At 32.8% G+C, this 25809-nt stretch carries 15 protein-coding genes and 6 pseudogenes; 5 read left to right on the top strand and 16 right to left on the bottom strand.

What is annotated here, in order from left to right; all coding sequences use genetic code 11:
• Nucleotides 1-24: 24 nt before the first annotated feature.
• Nucleotides 25-1116: a prephenate dehydrogenase gene (locus ABLV90_RS10915; protein ID WP_069815710.1), complete on the top strand. Its 1092-nt coding sequence runs from the start codon at nucleotides 25-27 to the stop codon at nucleotides 1114-1116.
• A gap of 234 nt (nucleotides 1117-1350) precedes the next feature.
• Here the strand turns inward: ABLV90_RS10915 and ABLV90_RS10910 are convergent, their stop codons facing one another.
• Entirely contained in the window at nucleotides 1351-2613 is a 1263-nt protein-coding gene (locus ABLV90_RS10910; protein WP_427704501.1) for a Y-family DNA polymerase, read from the bottom strand.
• 150 nt (nucleotides 2614-2763) lie between these two features.
• On the opposite strand from ABLV90_RS10910, the gene ABLV90_RS10905 reads away from it, so the two are divergent.
• Nucleotides 2764-2949 carry a 2-hydroxymuconate tautomerase gene (locus ABLV90_RS10905; protein ID WP_002507674.1) on the top strand — a complete coding sequence of 62 codons (186 nt, stop codon included), beginning with the start codon at nucleotides 2764-2766 and terminating at the stop codon, nucleotides 2947-2949.
• Nucleotides 2950-3328: 379 nt separating this feature from the next.
• Here ABLV90_RS10905 and ABLV90_RS10900 read toward each other — a convergent pair whose 3' ends face one another.
• Nucleotides 3329-4309 (bottom strand): LCP family protein, encoded by a 981-nt coding sequence (locus tag ABLV90_RS10900; RefSeq protein WP_277579774.1) that lies wholly within the window; start codon nucleotides 4307-4309, stop codon nucleotides 3329-3331.
• 139 nt (nucleotides 4310-4448) lie between these two features.
• Between ABLV90_RS10900 and msrA the strand changes: the two genes are divergently transcribed.
• Nucleotides 4449-4952 carry a peptide-methionine (S)-S-oxide reductase MsrA gene (gene msrA / locus ABLV90_RS10895; RefSeq protein ID WP_069815726.1) on the top strand — a complete coding sequence of 168 codons (504 nt, stop codon included), beginning with the start codon at nucleotides 4449-4451 and terminating at the stop codon, nucleotides 4950-4952.
• Between the two features lie 111 nt (nucleotides 4953-5063).
• Here msrA and ABLV90_RS10890 read toward each other — a convergent pair whose 3' ends face one another.
• From ABLV90_RS10890 to parE, 14 genes and pseudogenes are all read right to left on the bottom strand, one after another.
• On the bottom strand, nucleotides 5064-5978 hold the full coding sequence (locus ABLV90_RS10890; protein ID WP_460872629.1) for a D-ribose ABC transporter substrate-binding protein: 915 nt from the start codon (nucleotides 5976-5978) through the stop codon (nucleotides 5064-5066).
• Between the two features lie 17 nt (nucleotides 5979-5995).
• On the bottom strand, nucleotides 5996-6937 hold the full coding sequence (locus ABLV90_RS10885) for an ABC transporter permease subunit (RefSeq protein WP_460872628.1): 942 nt from the start codon (nucleotides 6935-6937) through the stop codon (nucleotides 5996-5998).
• Nucleotides 6924-8419: pseudogene (locus ABLV90_RS10880) on the bottom strand (sugar ABC transporter ATP-binding protein). The gene ABLV90_RS10885 and the pseudogene ABLV90_RS10880 overlap by 14 nt, the downstream one beginning before the upstream one ends.
• Before the next feature lie 12 nt (nucleotides 8420-8431).
• Nucleotides 8432-8821 (bottom strand): D-ribose pyranase, encoded by a 390-nt coding sequence (gene rbsD, locus ABLV90_RS10875; RefSeq protein ID WP_285323875.1) that lies wholly within the window; start codon nucleotides 8819-8821, stop codon nucleotides 8432-8434.
• Nucleotides 8822-8865: 44 nt separating this feature from the next.
• Nucleotides 8866-9840: a LacI family DNA-binding transcriptional regulator gene (locus tag ABLV90_RS10870; RefSeq protein WP_427704506.1), complete on the bottom strand. Its 975-nt coding sequence runs from the start codon at nucleotides 9838-9840 to the stop codon at nucleotides 8866-8868.
• Nucleotides 9841-10091: 251 nt separating this feature from the next.
• Entirely contained in the window at nucleotides 10092-10655 is a 564-nt protein-coding gene (locus ABLV90_RS10865; protein WP_427704508.1) for a hypothetical protein, read from the bottom strand.
• Nucleotides 10656-11104: 449 nt separating this feature from the next.
• A pseudogene (gene mprF / locus ABLV90_RS10860) lies at nucleotides 11105-13563 on the bottom strand (bifunctional lysylphosphatidylglycerol flippase/synthetase MprF).
• A gap of 469 nt (nucleotides 13564-14032) precedes the next feature.
• Nucleotides 14033-15106 carry an AI-2E family transporter gene (locus tag ABLV90_RS10855; RefSeq protein WP_460872627.1) on the bottom strand — a complete coding sequence of 358 codons (1074 nt, stop codon included), beginning with the start codon at nucleotides 15104-15106 and terminating at the stop codon, nucleotides 14033-14035.
• Nucleotides 15060-15314 carry a hypothetical protein gene (locus tag ABLV90_RS10850; RefSeq protein ID WP_460872626.1) on the bottom strand — a complete coding sequence of 85 codons (255 nt, stop codon included), beginning with the start codon at nucleotides 15312-15314 and terminating at the stop codon, nucleotides 15060-15062. The genes ABLV90_RS10855 and ABLV90_RS10850 overlap by 47 nt, the downstream gene beginning before the upstream one ends.
• Before the next feature lie 331 nt (nucleotides 15315-15645).
• A complete protein-coding gene (locus tag ABLV90_RS10845) occupies nucleotides 15646-16743 on the bottom strand; it encodes an acyltransferase family protein (RefSeq protein ID WP_460872625.1) in 1098 nt (365 codons plus the stop codon).
• A 336-nt stretch (nucleotides 16744-17079) separates the two neighbouring features.
• Entirely contained in the window at nucleotides 17080-17934 is an 855-nt protein-coding gene (gene glcT, locus ABLV90_RS10840) for a glucose PTS transporter transcription antiterminator GlcT (RefSeq protein WP_460872624.1), read from the bottom strand.
• Nucleotides 17935-18094: 160 nt separating this feature from the next.
• A pseudogene (locus tag ABLV90_RS10835) lies at nucleotides 18095-19542 on the bottom strand (alanine/glycine:cation symporter family protein).
• 253 nt (nucleotides 19543-19795) lie between these two features.
• Nucleotides 19796-22199, bottom strand: a pseudogene (parC, locus tag ABLV90_RS10830) (DNA topoisomerase IV subunit A).
• Nucleotides 22196-24189: pseudogene (parE, locus tag ABLV90_RS10825) on the bottom strand (DNA topoisomerase IV subunit B). Before parE ends, parC begins: the two co-directional pseudogenes overlap by 4 nt.
• A gap of 204 nt (nucleotides 24190-24393) precedes the next feature.
• Between parE and plsY the strand changes: the two are divergent.
• Nucleotides 24394-25003 (top strand): annotated as a pseudogene (plsY, locus tag ABLV90_RS10820) (glycerol-3-phosphate 1-O-acyltransferase PlsY).
• A gap of 354 nt (nucleotides 25004-25357) precedes the next feature.
• On the top strand, nucleotides 25358-25654 hold the full coding sequence (locus tag ABLV90_RS10815; protein WP_460872623.1) for a HesB/YadR/YfhF family protein: 297 nt from the start codon (nucleotides 25358-25360) through the stop codon (nucleotides 25652-25654).
• Nucleotides 25655-25809 lie beyond the last annotated feature (155 nt).

Here is a 25809-nt window from a genome sequence, read left to right as displayed (position 1 = left end):
ATTTTGATAGAGGTGATTCGCACAATGAAACAAATACTTTTCGTTGGCTTAGGTCTTATTGGCGGAAGTCTAGCGAGTAATTTAAGATATTATCATGATGATATAGAAATCACAGCTTATGATGCAGATACCTCTCAATTAGATAAGGCTTTATCTATAGGTATTATTGATTTTCAATCGACAGATTATAAATCGAGCGTTGAAAGTGCAGATATCATCATTTACGCAACACCGGTACAACAAACGATAAAATACTTACAAGAGTTACCAAACTATCATATGAAAAAGAATGTGATTATTACAGATACTGGCAGTACAAAGTCAACCATCCAACAATATGAACAACTTCTTTTATCTCACGATATCCATCTGGTTGGTGGTCACCCTATGGTTGGTAGTCATAAGTCAGGTGTATTAAATGCTAAAAAACATTTATTTGAAAATGCATTTTATATACTCGTTCATGATGAATCAGCTAATGACGCGGCTTTTGAAGAAATTCAAAGTTTGCTCAAAACTACAGATGCGAAGTTTATTTCTATAACTCCAAAAGAACATGATTTCGTGACGGGTGTTGTAAGTCATGTCCCCCACATCATTGCTTCGAGCTTGGTACACTTAAACGCCAAACATGCTGATGAATCTACGCTTATAAAAACACTTGCAGCTGGTGGCTTTAGAGATATCACAAGAATTGCGAGTGGTAGCCCTGTTATGTGGCGAGACATTACGATTGAAAATAAAAACACAATCTTAACTATTTTAAATGACTGGAAAACTCAAATGGAAGACGTTATTGCTCTCATTGAGCGTGATAGCTCTGATGACTTATATGATTTTTATAACGATGCTAAAATATATCGTGATGAACTACCCGTTAAATCACAAGGCGCGCTATCTATTGAGTATGATCTATATGTGGATATTCCGGATAAACCGGGTATGATAAGCAAAGTTACAAATATCTTGAGTTTACATAATATTTCTATAAGCAACCTAAGAATTTTAGAAGTACGCGAAGATATTTATGGTGCATTACGTATTAGTTTTAAAAACCCAGAAGATCGCAAGAAAGGTGCTGAAGCACTAAGCGATTTCGATACTTATATAGCCTAATTTTATTAACAAGCCAAACACTAATAAAGACGTTTGGCTTGTTTTTATATTTAACATTATTAATTCCTAACTCATGTTAAATAATGACAGTGATTTGAGCCGACTCTTGCGTAAAAGCACGAGCCGAAGATTACAGGCTGTGACTGAGAAAAGCGTGTACAAATCAATCGTCTACGTCGACTAATTTTATCAACAGTTTTAAACACTTCATTATCTAATATGCTAAGCACTTTTTTACATCTTATGACCTGCCATGAGTCCTAAGCGGCCGTGTTTTGTACCCGCATCAGTATAAGATGCGGCTTTAGATACGATGCCTCGACCAAATTTTTGATGTAAGGCATCAATGGTTTTTGCTAATTTTTCATTTCTTTTTCTTTCATATTCATCTATAAACAAGTTTAACTGTCTGTCTTTTTCATCTATAAATTTCGTTAATGAAACACTTACAGTTCTAAATAACATAGTATGATCACATAATTTATCTGCGAAATGTTCAACGATTTTATAAATTTGCTCTTCCAAATTCGTCGGATCCTGTAAGGTGTATTGTTTATTAATGCTACCTTCATCACTATAACCAAATGAAAAATGAATCGTTTTTGCTAATTGGTTTCTTGCCCTAACACGACTAGCAACATCTTCAATCAACTCACGCATGACAACCTTAGCTTCTTCATAATGATAATCGCGCATCAGTATTTGACTCTTACAAATCGATGGATTCATTACTTCATATTTATCTCTTACTCTACTTTGATCTATGCCATTCGCATGTAAATGCAAATCTACCCCCACTATACCTAAATCTCTCTTTAAATATTGATACGGATAATTGGCTAAATCACCTATAGTAAAAATACCTCGTTTATTCAATTTTGCTTCTGTTTTCCTACTAATTCCCCAAAATTCACTTAACGGCTGAATAGGCCAAAGTTTATTCGGCACATCTTGGTAACGCCACTCTGCAATTAAACTAGAAGAATGTTTCGCTTCTACGTCCATTGCAATTTTACTTAAAAGCATATTTGAGCCAACACCAATAGAACAGTTAATTCCTGTTTCTTCTTCAATCTCACATTGCAGCTTTTCACAAAATGAATGAATCGTAGTGCTAAAACGGTGATAGCTATCCGTAACATCCATAAAAAACTCATCGATACTATATTGATGTAGATCTTCCGGCGCTACATAACGTAAAGCAATTTTTGATATTGCTACAGACACTTCCAAATATTTTCTCATACTCGGATTAATAATATATATGTCGCTTCTATGTGGTATTTCGAATAGTCTCGACCCGGTTTTAATACCTAGCGCTTTTAAAGGCCCTGTGGCGGCTAAAACAACTGATCCTTGTCTCTTCGTATCGGCAACAACGGCTAATTTCTCCTTCAATGGGTCTAATCCTTTTTGAATACAAGACACACTTGCAAAAAAGCTCTTTTGGTCTATACACAATACATCTCTTTCTTCCACCAGATTATAATCATACATATCAAATACCTCCCTCAATTAATTCTATTATATACGAACATGTGTTCTCATTCAATACTTATAAGAACAAACGTTCTATTTTGATTGTTTTTAGAATTTTGAGAATTTTCATGATATAATAAGCTCAAATTGTTATAGGAGGAAATACATATGCCAATCGTTAATGTGAAATTATTAGAAGGTCGTTCAGATGATCAACTTAAAGATTTAGTCTCTGAGGTAACACAAGCTGTAGAAAAAACTACAGGTGCTAATAAAGAAGCAATACAAGTTGTTATTGAAGAAATGAAAGCATCACACTATGGTGTTGCCGGCGTTAGAAAATCCGACCAATAATACCATGCTATATTTATACGTATAGAGAACGTAAACAGACCAAACGTTAATACATAGCGTTTGGTCTGTTTTGTGGTTAACACCAACTTTTTAGTAATGTTCGTTTTCTATGCGCTTTGTTACAACCAAGGCAGTAACTTGTGCTGACTCCTGCGGGAAAAGCATGCACAAGAAACTATCAATAAAGATTTTACTCATAAAACAAAAGGTAGACAATCATAAAAATGATTGTCTACCTTTTTTGAGATTGGCAGTGGCTAACTGTATTAAAAATGCGTTTATATCAAGCTCTTGTATTCCATTTATAGTCAGCTTTGCCGAGCCAGGTTCATGCGACGAAATCTTGTTAAAAAATAGATTTCTGTCCCACTCTTTCATATTATTCGTTTAAAAACTTCTGAACTTCTTCTTTATTTTTCGCTTTATCGATTTCTAACGCACTACCATCACCAAACGTTTGAATATCTTGGTAACTTCCTTCGACAGGTAACGTTAGAGAATCAACATTTTTATCGCCTCGAATACCAAAGTTTAAGCCTGCTTGCATAATTGCAGAGTCTGGCATGTTCGTATTCAAGTAACCTCTTAAAATACCGGCGACACGTGGCAATTTAGGAAGTGTATCGATACTTGCAAGTTCACCTTTAAGTGCTTGCATCACTTGTTGTTGTCTACGGACACGACCAAAGTCACCTTCAGCATCATGTCTAAATCTAGCATAACCTAAAAGCTCTTTACCATTTAATCGATGGTGACCTTCTTTCAGTGATACACCTATATTTTTCGACATATCTTTTTCAACATCTATAGGTACACCGTTAGGTTCTAGTTCATCAATCATTTTTTCAAAACCAGTAAAGTCTAAAATAGCGTAATACTCAGGATCTACACCTAAGTTTTTCTTCAGCGTTTTTCTCATTAATTCTGGACCGCCTATAGAATATGCAGAGTTAATTTTATGCTGTCCATTTCCAGGAATATCAGCATAGATATCACGCATGACAGACATCATTTTCAGCTTTTTATGCACAAAATCATATTGAGCAATCATAATAGAGTCTGTTCTAGAAATACCACCTTGCTCCTTATCTGCACCTAACACCATGACTGTAATCTTACCGTCATTTTTTTGAGCACCATTAAATTTATGCTCTTTCAGTGTCTTACCATGGTCTTTAGCATAATCAATACCTGAATTATAACCATGAATCGCATAACCAATCACTATCGCCAATAGGATAATGATAATTAAAATAATGAAAGGAAGCTTTCTAATCCGCTTCTTTTTCACCCTTCGTAAAGGGGCCTGTGTTGTTTCTTCGTTCTCATCTGATGTACTTCTTTTTTTGTCCTTATTCATTAGTATCAACCTTATATCTTCAAAATTGCACTTCTATGTACTATAATTAACATATATTAAAGTTATATAAAAAGAGTATAAAAATCAAGTAATATCTTAATATATGGTACTAAGGTCTAATACAGAAAGGATGTTAAGCATGAATATAAACAAAGCATACTTCGCCGGAGGTTGCTTTTGGTGTATGGTCAAGCCTTTTGACACGTATGAAGGTATTGAACAAGTAACCTCTGGTTATATGGGAGGTACAGTTGATAATCCATCATATGAACAAGTCAAGACTGGCAACACTGGGCATTATGAAACCGTCGAAATCGAATATGATGTCGCACTGTTTTCATATAATAAGTTATTAGAAATTTTCTTTTCTGTAATAGATCCAACTGATGACGGCGGACAATTTCAAGATAGAGGTTCGCAGTATAAGACAGCTATTTTTTATTCTAATGACAATCAAAAGGAAGTAGCTGAAACGTATATCGAAAAATTAAAACACACGATTGATAGAGACAAGGCAATTGCAACTCAAATCTTGCCCGCTTCTAAGTTTTATAAAGCTGAAGCAGAACACCAAGAATTTTATAAAAAAAATCCAGAACGTTATGCTGAAGAACAAAATGAACGTCAAAATTATAAGCAATAACAAATCAATCATAAAAGCCGGAGCATATCTTCTATGCATCCGGCCTTTTGATATTATATGATCGAACTCACTTATTAGTCTCCCTATAGCACTATAAGCTATTTTTTACTACTACTCTTGTTTTTTCATTTCTAATGGTATCTTATTCTTCTTCTCTACTTCCTTACCTTTGTGTAAATCTATTACTGTTTTCAAACTTTCTTCACCCATCAAATCAGGTTGTTGCGCGACCGTGGCATATAACTTACCTTTGTCTACTGATTTAATTGCATCTTCATTACCATCAAAACCAATAACTTTAATATCTTTGCTGCCTACCGCTTCTATTGCGCCTAATGCCATTTCATCATTTTGTGCAAAGATTGCTTTAATATCTGGATGTGCTTGAATAATATTTTGAGTTACATCCAATCCTTCTGTTCTATTAAATTTCGCACTTTGTTTGGATACCACGTCAAGTGAGTCATCTGCTACGTTATGGAACCCTTTACCACGTTCTCTTGTAGCACTTGCCCCAGGTATACCTTCTAACTCTGCAACTTTAGTACCTTCCCCAAATTTATCAACGATGAGGTTTGCAGCCATTTCCCCACCTTTAACGTTATCTGAAGCAATAAATGAAGCGACTTCCCCTTTAGCAACTTCCCTATCTAAGGTTACTACTGGTATGTTCTGATCATTAGCTATTTGTATACTACCAGAAATTGCATCTGAGTCTGTAGGATTCACAATAAGATAATCTACATTTTGTTGTATTAAATCATCAATATCGTTTGCTTGTTTTGTCGCATCATCTTGCGCATCTGCAAACTTCACTTTAACACCTTGTTTTTTTGCCTCATCTTCAATACCATCTTTAATTTTCACAAAGAATGGATTGTTTAACGTTGAGATACTTACACCAATGACAATATCAGATTTTTTCTTATCTGACTTACCGTCATCATTATTTTCCAAAGGAGACTCAAGTGAACATCCTGTTAAAAATAATAAAATCGCAATTGCACTGATTAATATTTTTTTCATCTTGCTAACCTCCCACACTATTTATTCTTTCTATCAATTAATACAGCTATGATAATCACTACACCTTTAACAACCTGTTGATAGAATGATGAAACGCCTAATAAGTTCAAACCATTGTTTAACACACCAATAATAAGTACACCAATTAATGTACCGAGTATGCGTCCCTTACCACCCGTAAGTGATGTACCACCCAGTACAACGGCTGCAATCGCATCTAGCTCATATGACATACCTGCTGTTGGTTGTGCAGAGTTTAAGCGTGATGTTAATATTGCACCTGCCATTGCCGACATTAAGCCAGCTAAACTATAAATCATGATTTTTAATTTATTTACTTTAATACCAGAAATAAATGTTGCCTTCTCATTACCGCCCATAGCATAAGTTTGTCTACCAAATACTGTTTTATGTAGCAAAATATATAAAATGATAAACGTAACAAACATTGTAACTGCCGGAACAGGTATGCCTAAAAAGTAACCACGACCAAATAATTGGAATGCATAGCTCCCATTTAAGTTTGTAATCGGGTTACCATCCGTAATCACTAGTGTTAAGCCCCTAAAGACGGTCATAGTAGCCAATGTTGCGATAAATGGTGCCATCTTACCTAAAGTAATTAACAAACCGTTAATGGCCCCTAGAACTGCACCAAAGATACAACCGAGTAATAACGCAATCATTGAATCTACACCTGATACCATTAAAATTGCTACCATCGCACTTGATAACGCCAATGTAGAACCGACGGACAAATCAATACCGCCCGTTAAAATAACAAATGTCATACCAAATGCAATGAGTCCATTAATCGATACTTGTCTCAGTAAATTAAATAAGTTGGATGGTTCTAAAAATGCGCTGTTTAATGCACTAATGATAATAACTAATAAGATTAACCCAATAAACGGAATTATTTTTTCTAAATATGAAAATGATAGTTTAGAATGTGTCATGTACTTCCCCTCCAGTAGCTAATGTCATAATACGTTCTTCTGTTAATGATGCTTTCTCTAGCACGCCTGCAATATTTCCTTCATGCACAACGGCCACTCTGTCACTCATGCCTATAATTTCAGGTAATTCTGATGAAATCATAATGATAGACATGCCTCGTTCGGTCAATTCATTCATCAATTGATAAATCTCTCTTTTCGCACCTACATCAATACCACGTGTAGGCTCGTCTAAGATTAGGACATGTGGCGCAGTTGCTATCCATTTTGCAATAACAACTTTTTGTTGATTACCACCTGATAAATCAACACATGCATCATTTTTCTTACCTTTAATATTCAAACGTTGAATCATTTGTTCTGCATATTGCTCCATAGAAGCTCGTGTTAAAAAGCCGGATTTCGAAAAACTTTTCAACAGCTGGTAACGAGATATTCTCTAATATTGAATCTTGCAAGACCAAGCCTTCTTCTTTTCTATTCTCTGTGATAAATGCTAAGCCTTGTTTGATAGAGTGATTAGGATTATTTATCTGTAGTTGTTTATCATTGAGAGTTACTTGCATATGCCCCTTATCTAAACCAAACAATACACGCATAATTTCAGAACGTCCTGCACCCATCAATCCACTAAAACCTAAAATTTCACCTTTATGTAGATTAAAGTGAATATCATTCAATTTATGTTCAGTAGAACTGAGGTTTTTTACAGAAAGAACAACTTCCTCATCTTGCGTGTAATGTCTGTCTGGGTATTGATTATCTAGGTCTCTACCAATCATTGCCTTAACAATTTTCTCATTTGTTGTATCTGCTGTTGCAGAAGTTAAGATGGAACGTCCGTCTCGCATTACCGTAATACGATCTGAAATACTGAAAATTTCTTCCATTCTATGAGAGATATAGACAAATGACACACCTTCACTTTTCAGTTTTCGAATTTGTTCAAATAAAATATCAATTTCGTTATTTGTTAATGCTGCAGTAGGCTCATCCATAATAATGACTTTTGAATCTTGCATTAAAGCTTTACTAATTTCTAACATCTGTTGCATACCTACAGATAAAGCACCCGCTTCTTTATTTAAGTCGATATTAATATTTAACTTTTTGAAAATAGCATTTGCCTGTTTTTTCATCGCTTTATTATCCACAATACCTAAGCACTTTGTTTCCTCTTTACCAAGAAATAAATTTTCTAACACTGTTAAATTAGGCCATATATTTAACTCTTGTTGTATGAACGACACACCATTAAGTTCCGCGTCTTTGGTATTTTTAAATTGAATCGCTTCACCGTTTTCTTCAACAGACCCACTATCCGACTTATATACACCGGTGAGTATTTTCATCAATGTACTTTTCCCAAGCACCATTTTCTCCCATTAAGGCATGTATCTCACCATCACCGATTTCAAAATCCACGCCTCTTAATACGTCATTTTGCCCAAACGATTTATATATTTGTTCCATCTTTATCATTTTATTCACCCCTTAAAATAAAACACCGCTTGTTAGTACAACATTAGCAAACGGTTTAGCTTCACCTGTGCGAATGATGGCTTTAACTGTTTTACTTTGTACTTTGAATTGCTCATGTGACGTTGTTTGAATTTCAATATTTTCAGCTGATAATGTCTGATATAATGCCGTGTTTTGCGTTATCATTTCTTCAGCTAATGTCATTTGCTCGATTTCCATATGCTTTTTTATAAGGTTAAATACTTCAATAAAAGAAGGCTTTCCAAATTCCAATGCCAGATCAATCTTTTTCACGCCTTCTGGAACTGGAAGTCCACAATCTGCAATGATAATTTGATCAGTATGCCCTAAATCACTTAACAACTTTGAAATTTCGCTATTTAATATACCTGTCTTATACATTCAATCACTCCTAAAATTTTATGTAACCCGTTACATGTTATGCATCAAAATCTCGTACTTTCCCTCCGCTTCACTGTAATTGCTACTTGATCAACGTGGTCCGCGTCTCCCTCCTCATACAAATTGAGGAGTTTCGATACAGCAAGTTCACCTATACGATATGCCGATTGATCTATTGTTGTAATTTGAGGAAATGTCATTTTTGAAAATGGTATGTCATCATAGCCAACAAGTTGTATATCTTTCGGCACTTTAAATCCATGTTGTTGAATCACACCCAATATTTTAATCGCAATCAAATCATTACTACATATAATGCTATCGATATGATTTTGACGTATTTGTTTAATAAATTGTGTTTCGTCATCTATTTGTTCTTCTTCACAACGACAATATGACACATTATGTTGGTTGAGTACTGTTTCTACGCCATTCACACGTAATTGGAATGCGGCTACATTTAAATCAGAATGCACGATTAATACGTGCTGTGCCTGTCCTTCGATGATTAATTGAGATTGGAGTTGACCACCTTCAAAATGATTTGTAGAAATCCCTTCATTGCCATCATTGATACGATCAACAAATACAAATGGAATACCATATGAATGAAGTGTATTTTCAATTACATTTTCATTTAGCGCTGTGGAAATCATACCCGTACAATTATGCGCTACAAATGTAGAAAGATAATTTTTTGCTTTATCAATATCATTATCGCTATTACCTATCAATACTTGGTAACCGTGTGCCAAAGCTACATCTTCTACTCCGCGAGCAATAAGTGTGAAAAACGGATTACTAATATCTGGAAGTAATAGTCCTATCATTTTAGATTTTCGCTTATATAACGTACGTGCCGCTTCATTCGGTTGATAATTCAGTTGGTTAATCGCACTTTCAATTTGTGCTCTTGTTTGTGCTTTTACGTATCCATTATTATTGATTGCTCTAGAGACAGTTGCTACTGAGCATCCTGCCAATTGAGCTACTTCTTTTATTGTTGCCAATGAAATCACCTCAATTTATGTAACCGCTTTCATATTACCACAACTTTTTATAATTTAATAGAACAATCGTATGTTTTAATTATTAGATTAATTTTCTGTAGAGCTATTTGCAGTTTTTAAAAATAAAAAACGGTATTCTTTTAACTTTAGAATACCGCTCTAACATATCAATGCCTTTATCAAATCATATGTAATGTCGTTCAATACTATAACTATTTATCTGGATATATTAAATAACTATAATTGCCACTTTGTACTTTTTAATGATTGTCCGTTACTTGATCTATACTTTCTATCCCCTTAATTTCACCATTTTGACCTACATAAACTTTTACCGAGAATTTATTATTAGGATTATCATCATAAATCATTGTATTTTCTTCGTAGTTTATTGTTCTTGTACCATGTACTTGTCTAAATTGTTGGACATTCACGTCTTCCGGTATGATAAAGAAGCGGCTCACTTTATGATTGGTATAGCGAACCCCAATGTCACCGTATTTAACAACTTTCACACCGGCAATATTCATTGTTTTTTCGCTTTTACCAAATTCAGCTTCTATTTTATCTTTGTGTATTCCCTTCGATACTTTATGATAACCATGTCTTGTATCACGATTCATGAAATCTGTGCTAAATTGCTGTGCTAATACATCTATTTTCGGCGGATGACCGTTACTTTTTTCTTTATTGTGCTCATTACTCTGAGAAACTTGATTTGTCCCTTTATAATTAGAATTAAGGGATTGGTATAAAAACGTGCCCGCAACGATTAATGCAATAACTAATAAGGCTAAGATAATGCCAATTATGATCTTCTTCATTTTAATACGCCCCAATATTTTTAATTTATTTTATATCTTACTACAAATGATGAACTGATTGAATCTATTTTTAATATTAAATAATTATCATACAATTCTATTTTTAGCGATCGTTCCACTCCTAGCAAATAGTAATAATACAATTAAATTTTAAAAAGAAATTATGTAGATAAAATGTCATTTTTTATTTGAATAATCTTACTTCCCACCATTGAAAGCGTTTTCTAATGATGATATATTATGATTATACCTTAACAAAGGGGTAACGAGAAATTCATATATAGTTAGAGTCAAATGATATTTAGAACAGTTCTACCAGTTAGTTTATTTAAAGTAGTTAATAACTTCTCCAGATATTAACTACAGAAACCATTAAACACTTTTAAACTCCTTAAAAAAAGCAACCAACACATAAAATGTGTGTTGGTTGCTTTTATATTTATTCCTTCTTATTTATACTTTCTAATTACACGCATCACTTTTAACATACTAAGCCATAATGAATGATGTTTTCTATAAACTAAAAATCTTGGTTCCCAAAGAGGATTAAATTTCTCTTTGTATCTTCTGAGACCTTGAAATCTATATAGACCATTAAAATGTTCAAAAACTCTACTGCGATTCTCTCTCCATAAAATGAAAACGGCACTTGCCCCACATTAGATAATGTAGCCATACCCATATTAAAATGCTCATAATTATGCGCCTTTGCCCATAACAACATATTCAAATATAAGCCATCCATTAAAGGTAAATGACTATCTGCCTTCCAACGAATTAAATCTACAGAAAGTGTTGCTTTGTAATACGTAGGCATAAAGGTACAAAATGCGATGATAGATTCATCTTTATTTTTAATGATCGCTATAGGTGCTTGCGATACATAGTATTCATTAAAGCTACCTACAGAAAAATGCATTTCATTTCTTTCTGCTAACCAATCGTCACTAATGTTTTTCAAATCCGCAAGTAATTTGGATGAAAACGGCGGGTCCAACACTTCAAAAGTTAGATTAAGATCATCAAACTTATTTAATGTTGCACGTAAGACACGTTTCTTTTTACCTGATGTAGTAAATGTAGTTAAATCTATAACCGCTTCTTCACCTAATTTGAAAAATTGATTACCAAAATCATGATAAAGTGACATATATTTATCAGTTACTTGATAAAATATCACATCATAACCTAAGTATTGTGCTTCACGGTAAAACGTTTCTAATAATTCATGAAATGATTCTGGATTGCCTACTGGATCACCTAATACAATATAGGCACTGTATTTATAACGATACATAAGAAAGGCATCTTCTTTTTCATTAATAAAACAATGCTTATCTCCACTATACATTAAATGGCTTAAATAATTACCGCCATTTTGCGCTATGATTGCTTCACACATTTCTATATTGTTACTTCTATTCTTTACTCTATAACGATACTCAAACCACCAGACGATTGCACCGACAATAATAGCAACGAGTAGAATCGTAAACCAGAAATAATACCTTAATATTGAACTGTCCATTTCCAAATGATAAATATCTAATGTATAGAATGTCCCATCTATAACAATATGATTAATATACAAAATGAGTGCACCGACAGCGACACTTAACCATAACTTTGTATATCTGAATGGTCTTTTAATTGTATTTGAGCGTCTATAAAATACCAATAGTAGGACAAACATAACTGCTAGCCAACTCAGTAGTATAAAAGAAGCATAAGTATAAGCTGTAACAATAAATATTAAACTAATCGAAATCATTGAAAATAAAATAGCTCGTTTAGAGAGATGATATACACCAATTATATTTAATAATAAAAGTAAACATGCCGATGTATGTACTGATACGATAATGTAATAAATATAATGATTCGGATCATATAAACCATCATATATAATCGTCATATTATTTAAAAAACATATGAGGCTTGTATACATCAACAATAGTGCAATTGAAAACGATGGCACTCTTACAATTATATCTTTTTGATACGATGCTACGAGTGATGTCATATCTTTCACTGGTAACATAAGCTTTGAATCTTCCCAATAGCGTTTTGCAGTACTTCTGAATTCAAATGTAGAAAGAATCAACGCGATTAACACTGGGAATAAATAATAAGCAAAACGATAGAGCAATAATGCTAAAACAATTTCTTCTTCCGGTACATTCAGACTTTTCAAACCTAATAAGACGACTAAATCAAATGTTCCAAACCCACCAGGAATAAAACTAATTAAACCTGATAGTGACGCTATAATAAATATGCCCATAAAAGCAGTAAATGGTATGTGGATGCCTACAATGACTAAAGCCATATATAATACAAATGACGCTATCATCCATTCAACACCAGAAACAACTGTGCAATAAATACCAAGTAATTTATGTGATTGTTTAACTGGTTTTACATAAGTAACTATAATAAATATTGGTAAAAATAGTGCCACAATATACAATAACCATCTAATCCATGGAAAAGGGCTAAATATGTGCGTCACGTCAAATACGTGAATCACTACAAGGATAGACAGTAAACTAAGTCCTGTTAACATTGATATTAAAACAATAGAGATTGTATGTACTAACGCCTTTTTATCGTCAGTTGCGTTCTTGTATAATAGAAAACGTACACTTGCACCAATAAAACCTCCAAAGCCTACGACAACATTAAGTGCATTTACAATATAACCAATACGAATCGTTTTCAATAAAGAGAGTTTCAACTTTAACGTTTTTACTAAGAGGACGTCATAAAGCGATAATACAATAATAGATAACCCACCACTTAAAAATAAAGCAACTAACCATACTCTATTAATTTCCCCAAATGATTTTACTGTTTCTTTAAGATTAATATGTGAGAGTTCTTTATATAATGTGAAAACAACAAAAATAAATAACGTAACTGCAAATACTATTTTTAATATAGAAAATACTTTACTTCTTAATTCCTTAGACATATCTTCACTTCTCTTTTCAGTGATTCTATTGTGTCATAAAAAATATAGCACAACACTAAAATATAATAAATAAATTTTTAATGACATCTATATAACATAATTGTTAGGTGGCTTTCATTTAAATCATTTATACGATGCACAGTGAAGTCATTATGAAACGCAAAGTATATAAAAAACGACGAATTTCAGCCTTTGTCATTTTTGTGCGTGCTTTACGCGGTCACAGCCTTTATTGTTATATTGGCAGTAGATTTCTGTCCACTCCCATGCTCAGGCAAGCATGTACTTTCAAAATCAAAAATTTTCTAATAAAAAAGGAGCGGTGATAGGAAATCAGATTTTGATTTCCTATCACCGCTCTATAAGACTGACTCGAAAAAGTAATACAGGAACTGAAAAAACTTCATTTAGATATCAGACAGCTACTGTGCAATCTAATCGAAGGATGCGTTGATATTAACGAATTTCTTCTTCTGATGAAGTTTGATACTCGCACTGCATCTTGACCATAATATTTATTATATCTACGTTTATACATAGAATATAAGTGTGAAATAAGCACTTTTAAGATAGCGTATGTCGGTATACCTAAAATAACCCCAACTACACCGAGTAAGTTACCCGCACTTAACAAGATAAAAATAATTGTTAGTGGATGTATTTTCAGTGTTTTACCCATTACATTCGGTGAAATAAAGTGCCCTTCAATAAATTGTACAGCAGTCCACACGATAATTAATTTCAACAACATGATTGGTGAAGTAATTAATGCAATAATAATTGCAGGTGAAATTGCAATCGTAGGACCAATGTATGGTACTACACTCGTTACAGTCGCAATAGATGCTAAGATTAAACTATAATCTAATCCGATAATGCTATAACCAATAAATAATAGAATTCCAATACAGAACGAAACAACAATTTGTCCTTGGATATAAGAACCTACTTGAACACTCATTTTGTCTAATAAATCATGAAAATCTTTTCTGAATTTTGGTGGCATCAATTTTGTAGAAAAATCTTTGAAACGATAGCCATCTTTTAACATAAAGAATAATACAAATGGTGTTGTTGCAATTACTACACCAACATTGACTAATGCTTCGGCAAAATTCTTGATTTTAGATCCAAAACCATTAAAATAATCAGAAACCATACCTGGTAATTTTTTTGCTAATGTATCAAGTTGATCTTGAATCTGCGTATAGAAATTAGATATCACAGAAAATTTAGTAAGACTATCAATAAATTGGTTCACTTTATCGACATAGTATGGGAAATTATTACCAAAACTTTTGAATTGTGACCCAATCACTGGAATAAGTAGATTAATTGCCAATGATATTACACCAACGATGAGTAGGAATAGAATGATAACGCCCCAAACTCTTGGAATATTATATCGTTCCATTAAATTAACTACCGGGTTAAATAAATAATAGAGAATAATTGATACAATGATAGGTGCTTGCAAGCGTATTAAATACGATAATAAATGGTTTGAAAATGTAAGAAACTTGATCAAATATAAAAATTGAAAAACCTACTAATATTAAAATCAACAAACCAAAAAGTAAATCTTTACCGCCTAAAAACTTCATGAAGCGGGTTTCTGGAAAACTCAGTCTCAATTTATCTTTTCCACTCTTTTTTTCTTGCTTTATATTTTCTTCATTCGACATATACTCACCATACCTTAATTTGATTCTAAAATTATAATTTAACATTAAATGATACAAATCGTAGTACAAAACTACGAACATAAAATGCATTGTCGATTTATTTGCTAATATTAATATTAACACATTCGTCATCTTCCAAACATATATTTTACCACATTATATATCGTAAGAATCTTTTTGAGAAATTATACACATAATAAAAGTACAACAATACTTTCATTATTTTTGTACTACTACAGCTTTTAATAAAAAAAGACAAACCAAACGTGAAAATTTGCTTGGTTTGCCTAGAAGTTAGTATATTCCACAATAATACGAGAGCTCTAAATTGTTAATTTAAAGTGGGTTCATTTTCACGAACTGGTTCTTCGGTAATATCTTTATTTTTATTCGTCTTCTTTTTAGGAATCGGAACGATATAATTGCCATAAGGTAATTTACCAATTAAGTATACTAATAATGCAGATAGTGCAACTGTTGCAATAAAGACACTCACAAATTTACTTTGTGGTGCTATATTCTCTACAATTGGTAATCTTTTCACAAATTGTATGGCAACATAGTGAACTAAGTATATCCCCATTGAATAGTTACCAATTACCGTTAACGTATTTAATACAATCTTATTTTTCTTAACATGCTCGTACATGTAATTAAGAAAAACGATAAAGAATGGAATATAAATAATGTTCGATATTGTGATTGAACTATTGAGATTTTCTAAATCAATACTTATGAGTAAATCTATAAATAATATTGCAATAATTATAGTAAGCGCCGTTTTATACTTAAATATCAATTCTTTTATTTCATTATAAAATTTAGCATATACAATGCCTAGCATAAAGAATGAAATCCAATTCAAAATAAACAGTTTATCATTAACAAAGCGTTCGACGCCTCCGCCACCTAATGAAATTGGCTGAATGACGATCCAAACAATGTTGACAATGGTCGCTAAAATGAAAACCGATATGATTGGCCAACCTTTTTTAAATTTATGCACAAATGGAAAAAGAAAATAAAATTGAATGACAGTCAAAATAAAGTATAAATGAAAATTAGCTTTACCATAAACAAAATAGTTAATTAACTTACCGTCATCCTCAAGGTTATGTAAAAAATATTCTCTATATAACAAATAAAAAATCGTCCAAATTATGTAAGGGATAAAGATTTTACTAAATCTAGATTTCATAAAGTAATTCAAACTAAATCCTCTATTAATAACTGATATCGTCAATAAAAAAGCACTAATAACAGCAAATATAGGCGTGCCTAATCTTGCCATTTGATTGATATATCCTAAAGCGTCAGAAGTAAAATCGCCTGTTGAAGCTGAATAACCAATACTATTGACTGTATGAATTGCTACAACTAACATAGCCGCTACTGCTCTTATAATAGGCACTTCATCATAATACTTCACGCAACTGTAGCCCCCCTACTCATAATTAACCTGAAGACTAAGTCTATAATGTTCAACATAAGCTGTAAACCTTGTTGGCGGTGAAAAGTTGAATCTTAATACATTATTATATGTTATTTAATATTTTCTAAACACTCTTTACATTTCAACCTTTTTAAAAAGTAAAATTACTTTTTATTTAAATTAAAATATCAAAGTTTTTTAATTTAGTTTGTGGTTTTAAAAATAGCACCTAGTCATTTGAAATGACTAAGTGCTATTAGCAGTGTTAACTGGGGCATATAATAATTTTTATACATAAGTTTATATCATTGTCCGATTTTGCAATGAATTAAATTATGTTTGATCTGACGGCTTAGCGACCATAAAATGATAAACATGTAATGTTAAATAAATGACCTCTGCCTCATATATAGTAACATTCAGTTCTTGTTGCAACATTTTCATTATTTTCAAGGCGATATTAAAACACAAAGGGTACTGCGTTTTTAATAATTCTTCAAACGCACTTGTTTTTTGCAATACTTCCCCTTTATTTAATCTTCTTATTAAAAATTGAATATGTCTAATAAACCGTTGATATTGTACCGTTTCTTTATCTATTGTATGTTTCAAATCGTGCTCTAAAATAAAGATACTTTTATTAATCAACACATTTATCGTTTCCATCTCACGTATGGACACTGTTTCAGTATTAGAAGCGATATGTAATGCGATAAAACCAATCTCATCCTCAGGAAAATTCACTTCTAAAACATCGTTTAATCGTTCAATTACTTTTTCTGCTATTTCATATGCCTCACTATATAATTGCTTTGTTTCCATGACGAATGGATTATTAATTAATTGATTTTGTTTCATACGCTTATAAGCAAAAATAATGTGATCTGTTAACGATACAACCAATTTTTGATTGTCTATTTTCATTACCGAATTGGTAATAATATTTACTGCATCAATCACGGCTTGTATCAAGTTATCATCAGCTAATTCAACCAATGTTTTATAATGATCTTGTTGTGATTTTTGATCTAATATATATACTTTTTCAATGGATTGGTTTTCATGTAATGTCATTCCAATCTTTTTATTAAAACCAATGCCTTTTGCAATTAATACATATTCTTGCATTTCATTAGTACAAATAATTACATTGTTATTTAAAACCTTTGTAATAAGGTAAGAACTCATGTCACTCATCCTTCTTATTATGTCAATAAGCATTATATAGTGAAATTTATAAAATTGAAAGTAGTAAAACGCTTTTCTATTAATTTCATAGTATTATTACATAAAAAAACTATGCATTTTCATTTTATAGAAAATACATAGTTACAATCACTTTATATAATTATTTCTTTTTCATGCCCTGACTTTCAATGCCAAATAAATTAATTTCTAATTCTTCTGGTTTAAAGACAGGCTTTTTACCTGCTTTACGTTGACGTTGGTAATCATTCATAACTGCAAATGCAATATTAGATAATCCTATAATTGCGACTAAGTTGACGATTGCCATTAAGCCCATAAATACATCGGCTGTGCCCCAAACAGTTTCTGTTTTAATTACTGCACCTACAAATACAAGTACAACAACTAAACATCTAAAAACAAATAATAATGTTTTGTTTTTAGATAAAAATTCAATATTTGATTGTCCATAGTAATAATTTCCTACTACAGATGAAAAAGCAAATAATGATATTGCTACTGTTAAGAAAATACCACCAAGCACTACCTAAATGTTCATTAAGTGCAGATTGTGTTACTGCAACACCTTGTGCCGCATTTTCACCAAATTCTAATCCTGTATATAATAAAATCATAATCGCAGTTGCTGTACAAACAAGCATAGTATCAAAGAATACACCTAGCGATTGAATTAAACCTTGTTTTACAGGGTGAGGAACGGCCGCTGTTGCCGCAGACATTAGGTGCAGAACCCATACCGACTTCGTTGGAGAATAAACCACGTTTAACTCCTTGTAAAATCGCCGCACCAACAGCACCACCAGTCGCCTGTTCAAACCCAAAGGCGCTCTTAACAATTGTAGTAATCATTGGAATTATTTGATCATAATTGATAAACAAAATAACAGCTACAAGACCGATATATATGATTGCCATAAATGGTACGATGACTGATGATATTTTGGCAATACTACGGACACCACCAAAAATAATAACACCTGTTAGTACTGCTAAAATGACACCTGTTACAACAGGGCTTACGTTATATTGTGTTTTTAATGATTCAGCGATCGTATTAGATTGCACAGTGTTAAACACAAATGCAAATGTCACTGTAATTAATATGGCAAATAAAACACCTAGCCATTTTTGATTTAAACCTTTAGTTATGTAATAAGCTGGTCCACCACGGAAACCACCATCTTCATCAGGTACTTTATATACCTGTGCTAAAGTTGCTTCTATAAAAGCACTCGCCGCACCAATCAATGCGATAACCCACATCCAGAACACAGCGCCTGGTCCACCTAAAACAATTGCAGTAGCCACACCTGCGATATTACCTGTACCGACACGAGATCCCGCACTTATTGCAAAAGCTTGGAATGGCGAGATACCTTTCTTACCACTATCTAGTGTTTCGGGTTTTTCGCCAATGGCACGAAACATTTCTGGAATCCATCTTAATTGAACAAATTTAGAACTAATAGTAAAGTATAAACCTGCTGTTATTAGTAGTCCAATTAGGTATTGCGACCAGATTAAATCATTCCCGACTTGAACAAAAGTTTTGAACCAATCTGGAATTAAACTATCAAAATTACTCAATTTAATCCCTCTCATCTATATAATTTAAATTTTATAGCAAAATCAAGAGATTTATAGTTATTTCATGTACATATTAATAATCAAAATGCATATGTGCACATGAAAGTGAGCGAAGGTTTAAAAGTGTTTAGCTAAAGGCTTTGCACTATCATATCTTGCTCCACTATAAATCTCTTGGTTTTATTTTTTATTGCACCTAAAAGGTATTTTATCATTATATAGTTGTATTTACTAACAGTTTTTTCAATTTATATTATTTAACAACTAAATTTTCCACTTCTCCAAAGTCATTAATATCTACTATGAAACTACCATTTGTGTATTGTTCTGATAAATGAATATCTTTAATCTCGCCTGTTTCTTGTTGTTTATTTGAATAGATTGTATATTGCTTTTGTCCTGGTTGGACAACTTCGGCGACTACAATACGATGAGGTGCTTTCTTAAGTTCTTTCAACAATGTAAGACCACGTTGCGCACGTTTTGCTGTTTGCAATACTTTAAATCCTACACGTTTTAATGAACCTCTTTGTGTCGCCATTAGAATTGAATCTTTTTCAGATATCAATTGTGTAAGCACTGCATAATCTTCGTCTTTTAAGTTAATAGATTTAACACCAATTGCTCTTAAACCAGTATCAGAAAGTTCATCACTACTATATGTTAAGGACATACCTTTATGTGTAAGCACTGTAATCAGTTGTAGTTCTTCTATGCGCATGACATTAATGATTTCATCATCCGTTTTTAACTTCATTGATACTAATGGTTTATTAAAGCGTGAAGTTTTGAACATAGAAACATTACTTTTCTTAATCATACCATCACGTGTAGCAAGAATATAAAATGCTTCAGGTTTAAAGTCACGTTCACAAAAGACATCTATGACATGTTCACCTTCATCAATCGGTACGATTTGTGATACGTGTTGACCCAAATCTTTCCATTTGATCTCTGATAATTTATGCACTGGAATATACAAGTAACGTCCTTTATTAGTAAAGACAAGTGCAGTATCTAAAGTATTAACTTCTTGATATTTAAGCAACTCATCGCCTTCTTTGACACCAACTTCTTCGGCGCCACTTGCATTAAAACTACGTAAAGAAGTACGTTTAATATAACCATGTTTTGTAACGCTCATGATTACAGTTTCACTTGGTATCATAACTTCTTTATCAATTTTGATTTCCGTAATTTCCGCTTCAATTGAAGACAAACGTTTTTGTTTATAGCGATTTCTTATTTCAGTTAATTCTTCTTTAATAACATTTAATAAGGCATCATGATTATCTAGGATGTTTCTTAAAGCTTCGATCGTTTTTTTCAATTCATCATGTTCATTTTGTAATTCAACAATATCTGTATTTGTAAGACGATACAATTGTAACGTCACAATCGCTTCAGCTTGAGCATCACTAAAATCATATTCAGCTACTAAGTTATTTTTAGCATCTTTTTTATTTTTAGAACTTCTAATGAGTTTTATGACCTCATCCAAAATAGAAAGTGCCTTCATTAAACCTTCTACAATATGCATTCTACTTTCAGCATGGTTTAATTCATAGCGCGTACGTTTTGTCACAACATCAATTTGGTGATTGATATAGCTATCAATAAATTGGCGAATGCCCATAAGTATAGGACGTCCATCACTAATCGCAACCATATTAAAGTTATATGCAACTTGTAAATCAGTGTTTTTATATAAGAAGTTCGCCACCGCTTCACTATTTACGTCTTTCTTCAATTCAATTGCTATACGTAAACCAGTTCGGTCTGTTTCATCACGTACTTCAACGATACCATCTACTTTTTTATCTGCGCGTAACTCATCCATTTTTTTAACTAGTGAACTTTTATTCACTTCATAAGGTACTTCAGTAACGATAAGCTCTTTTCTACCATTTCGTAGTTCCTCTAATTCTACTTTAGAACGGACAATGATTTTACCTTTACCGGTTTCATAAGCTTTCTTGATACCGTCAATACCCTGGATAATACCACCAGTAGGAAAATCTGGCCCTTTAATATATTTCATCAATTGACTCACTGTAATATCAGGGTTATCAATATATTTAAGCGTTGCTTGAATTACTTCTGCCAAGTTATGCGGTGGTATATCTGTTGCATAACCTGCAGATATACCGGTACTACCATTAATCAATAAATGAGGTAACCTTGCTGGTAAGACCATAGGCTCCATTGTTGTGTCATCATAGTTCGGCATAAATGGCACTGTTTCTTTATTAATATCTCTTAATAATTCTTCTGAGATACGGCTTAATTTAGCTTCCGTATAACGCATAGCCGCCAGCTGGATCATTATCAATACTACCATTGTTCCCTTGCATTTCGATTAGTACATGGCGTAATTTCCATCCTTGACTCAGTCGAACCATTGCGTCATACACAGAGGAATCACCATGTGGATGATATTGTCCAATGACATCACCGACAGTTTTAGCACTTTTACGGAAATTTCTATCATATGTGTTTCCACTTGAATACATTGCATATAAAATACGTCTTTGAACAGGTTTGAGCCCATCACGAACGTCTGGCAATGCACGCTCTTGAATGATGTATTTACTGTACCTACCGAATCGATCGCCAATAACATCTTCTAGCGATAAATCTTGAATTATTTCACTCAATTTATTTCCTCCTCATCGGGGTTTTCCTGTTCTAAAATTTGAATTTCATTATTATCCAAAATACTTTGTTCTTGTTGTAAGCCAAATTCAACATTTTTTTCAATCCATTCACGTCGTGGCGCTACTTTATCACCCATTAATGTTGTCACACGTTTAGAAGAACGCAATTCATCTTCAATTTGTACTCTAATTAACGTTCGAGTTTCAGGATTCATTGTTGTTTCCCACAATTGATCGGCGTTCATTTCACCAAGACCTTTATAACGTTGTAGTGTAAAGCCTTTACCTAATTTATTTTGTAATTGCTCTAATTCTTCGTCAGTCCAAGCATACTCAATTTTTCTCGAAGCACCTTTACCTTTTTCTAATTTGTATAAAGGAGGTAGTGCAATAAATACTCTGCCGACTTCTACTAAAGGTTTCATATACTTAAAGAAGAATGTTAATAACAACACTTGGATATGTGCGCCATCGGTATCAGCATCTGTCATGATGATGATTCTATTATAATTGCTATCTTCAATCTTAAATTCGTTACCGACACCCGCACCAATTGTATGGATGATTGTGTTAATTTCTTCATTTTTGAATATATCATCCAGTTTAGCTTTTTCTGTATTTATTACTTTACCTCTTAGCGGTAATATAGCTTGATACTTACGATCTCTTCCTAATTTAGCAGAACCACCTGCTGAGTCACCCTCTACTAAGTATATTTCTTTTTTCTCAGTATTTTTACTTTGTGCGGTGTTAATTTCCCAGAAAGTAATGTGTCTTTACGTTTATTTTTCTTGCCTGAACGTGCATCTTCTCTTGCTTTACGTGTTGCTTCTCTCGCTTGTTGGGCTTTCAGAGCTTTTTTTACTAGAGATTTAGATAATTGCCCTTTTTCTTCTAAATAATACGGCAATTTGTCAGACACAACGGAATCAACTGCACTTCTAGCTTCTGGTGTACCTAACTTAGACTTGGTTTGTCCTTCGAATTGCAGTAATTCTTCCGGCACACGTAACGATATAATTGCTGTAAGCCCTTCTCTTATATCATTACCATCTAGATTCTTATCTTTCTCTTTTAATTCATTAATACGTCGCGCATAATCATTAAACACACGTGTCATAGCTGATTTAAAACCAACTTCATGCGTGCCTCCATCTTTAGTACGAACGTTATTAACAAAACTCAAGATACCTTCTGAGTATTGATCGTTGTATTGAAATGCTACTTCTACTTCAATTTTATTCGCTTCACCTGCAAAATTAGCGACTTCGTGTAATACTTCTTTGCCTTCATTAACATAACTCACAAATTCTTTAATGCCATCTTCATAGTGGTAAACATCTTCACGTTCTTTACCGGCTCTTAAATCTCTAAGCGTGATTTTTAGGCTTTTCAGTAAAAAAGCCGACTCTTGCAATCGTTCACTTAACATATCGTAATTAAATGAAGTTGCTGCTTTGAAAATTTCAGGATCTGGTTTAAACGTTACTTTTGTACCTGTTCTTTTTGTTTTACCATGTTTTTCAAGTCCTGATGATGGTTTACCACCATTTTTAAAACTTTGGGTATATATCGTACCATCTCTACAGATTTCAACTTCCAACCATTCACTCAGCGCATTGACAACTGATGCGCCCACACCGTGTAATCCACCTGAAGTCTTATATCCGCCTTGCCCAAACTTACCGCCTGCATGAAGTACCGTGAAAATGACCTGAACAGTAGGTTTCCCTGACGTGTGGATACCTGTTGGCATGCCACGTCCGTTATCTTCTATTGTAATACTTTCATCTTTATTGATAGTTACTATGATTTCACTACCAAAACCGTTTAATACTTCATCGACGGAATTATCGACAACTTCATACACTAGATGATGTAATCCACGTTTATCGGTAGAACCAACATACATACCAGGTCTTTTTCTTACGGCCTCTAACCCCTCAAGAACCTGAATGGAATCATCCGAATAGTTATTTTGTTTATTCATTGCCAATCGTTTCGCCCTCCTACAAACATACGTTCGTTTTTAAAACTATACATTAGTTATTCTTATATAAATCTGGATAAATTGCAAGCACCAAATCAATTTTCAAAAAATAATTCATTCCTCTATGAAAATTTTTATTCGTCTTATTATGGTCTTGTATGGTAAAATAATTTTAATGTCATTAAAGGATGTGGATTATATATGATGATGATTATAATCATGTTGATACTAAGTTACCTCATTGGTGCATTTCCAAGTGGCTATGTAATAGGAAAATTATTTTATAAAAAAGATATCAGAGAATTTGGTAGTGGCAACACTGGCGCGACAAATAGCTTTAGAGTATTAGGTAAACCAGCAGGCTTCCTAGTTACTTTTTTAGACATATTTAAAGGTTTCATTGTTGTCTTTTTCCCACTATGGTTACCTGTCAGTGCAGAAGGTCCTATTAGTTCATTTTTCACAAATGGATTAATCGTTGGTGCTTTCGCAATTTTAGGTCATGTATATCCAGTTTACCTTGGATTCAAAGGTGGTAAAGCCGTTGCTACAAGTGCTTGGCGTTATACTTGGTATGAATCCTGTCTTATTAATTATACTAGCGGCTATTTTCTTTATAATATTGAAATTAACAAAATATGTTTCACTTTCAAGTATTATTGCGTCAATCTGTTGTCTTATTGGTGCTGTACTCATTCGAGACGTCATCTTAGTTATCGTTAGCATCGGTGTAGTTGTATTGCTGATTATTAGACACCGTTCTAATATTGTAAGAATTTTCAAAGGTGAAGAACCCAAAATAAAATGGATGTAACTATTACACAAGTCACTATGTAAACAATCAAGTAATTAAAATAAAAAGCTAGAGGACTTCATTGCCTCCGACTTTTTATTTTTAGCTTAAGACCCCTAACATCCACGTACGAAGAATTAATTTCTTCGATCACTTTAAAACATCATTACTTCTATTATACTACTAATGTAGTGCTTTAACATAGATTTTCGCTATTTCACATATGTCTAAATTGATTTCAAATAATTTTTTGATAATTTATGCTATAATATCTTTAGTATTACTCAAAACGGGTAATGTATATAATACTAATTTTTAGATTAGTCACTAACTATCATAAGTTAAGCACTTGTGAACCGAAAGGAGACTTTTATTATGGAAATAGAACTTTCAAATAATGCAGTGTCTTGGTTTAAAGAAGAACTTGAATTACCCGAAGGTGATAAAGTCTTACAATTTTTCGTTCGTTATGGTGGAGAATTTCAGTTAAAACAAGGATTTAGCCCTGCCTTTAGCGTAGACAGAAAAGATGAAGTTGAAATTGGTTACGAAAATAATTACGAAGGTTTAGACGTAGTCATCGTCGAAAAAGATTTATGGTATTTTAAAGATGATAATTTATTCATCGATATAAATGATAGTGTTGATGAAATTTCGTATACTACTAAATAATATATAGTTAAATTATTTTGAACTTAAGTTAATGTACAATCAGTGTTGATTATTATCTTTCTTCTATATAATATTGCTTAAACAGTTGTATTTAAACTTTTAGATTCAAATGATTTATCATTAGTATAATTAAAGAAGCTTTCGAGATAAAAGAA

This window comes from Staphylococcus sp. 2S1 (assembly GCF_046721335.1).
Taxonomy (GTDB): domain Bacteria; phylum Bacillota; class Bacilli; order Staphylococcales; family Staphylococcaceae; genus Staphylococcus; species Staphylococcus equorum_A.
Note: the sequence above shows the minus strand (reverse complement) of the source record. Positions and strands in the feature narration are given on the sequence as shown.

Bases quoted from the DNA above. Each gene is read 5' to 3' on its own strand.
- ABLV90_RS10915 (WP_069815710.1), top strand. From the start codon at position 25: ATGAAACAAATACTTTTCGTTGGCTTAGGTCTTATTGGCGGAAGTCTA.
- ABLV90_RS10910 (WP_427704501.1), bottom strand. From the start codon at position 2,613: ATGTATGATTATAATCTGGTGGAAGAAAGAGATGTATTGTGTATAGAC.
- ABLV90_RS10905 (WP_002507674.1), top strand. From the start codon at position 2,764: ATGCCAATCGTTAATGTGAAATTATTAGAAGGTCGTTCAGATGATCAA.
- ABLV90_RS10900 (WP_277579774.1), bottom strand. From the start codon at position 4,309: ATGAATAAGGACAAAAAAAGAAGTACATCAGATGAGAACGAAGAAACA.
- msrA (WP_069815726.1), top strand. From the start codon at position 4,449: ATGAATATAAACAAAGCATACTTCGCCGGAGGTTGCTTTTGGTGTATG.
- ABLV90_RS10890 (WP_460872629.1), bottom strand. From the start codon at position 5,978: ATGAAAAAAATATTAATCAGTGCAATTGCGATTTTATTATTTTTAACA.
- ABLV90_RS10885 (WP_460872628.1), bottom strand. From the start codon at position 6,937: ATGACACATTCTAAACTATCATTTTCATATTTAGAAAAAATAATTCCG.
- rbsD (WP_285323875.1), bottom strand. From the start codon at position 8,821: ATGTATAAGACAGGTATATTAAATAGCGAAATTTCAAAGTTGTTAAGT.
- ABLV90_RS10865 (WP_427704508.1), bottom strand. From the start codon at position 10,655: ATGAAGAAGATCATAATTGGCATTATCTTAGCCTTATTAGTTATTGCA.
- ABLV90_RS10850 (WP_460872626.1), bottom strand. From the start codon at position 15,314: ATGTCGAATGAAGAAAATATAAAGCAAGAAAAAAAGAGTGGAAAAGAT.
- glcT (WP_460872624.1), bottom strand. From the start codon at position 17,934: ATGAGTTCTTACCTTATTACAAAGGTTTTAAATAACAATGTAATTATT.
- ABLV90_RS10815 (WP_460872623.1), top strand. From the start codon at position 25,358: ATGGAAATAGAACTTTCAAATAATGCAGTGTCTTGGTTTAAAGAAGAA.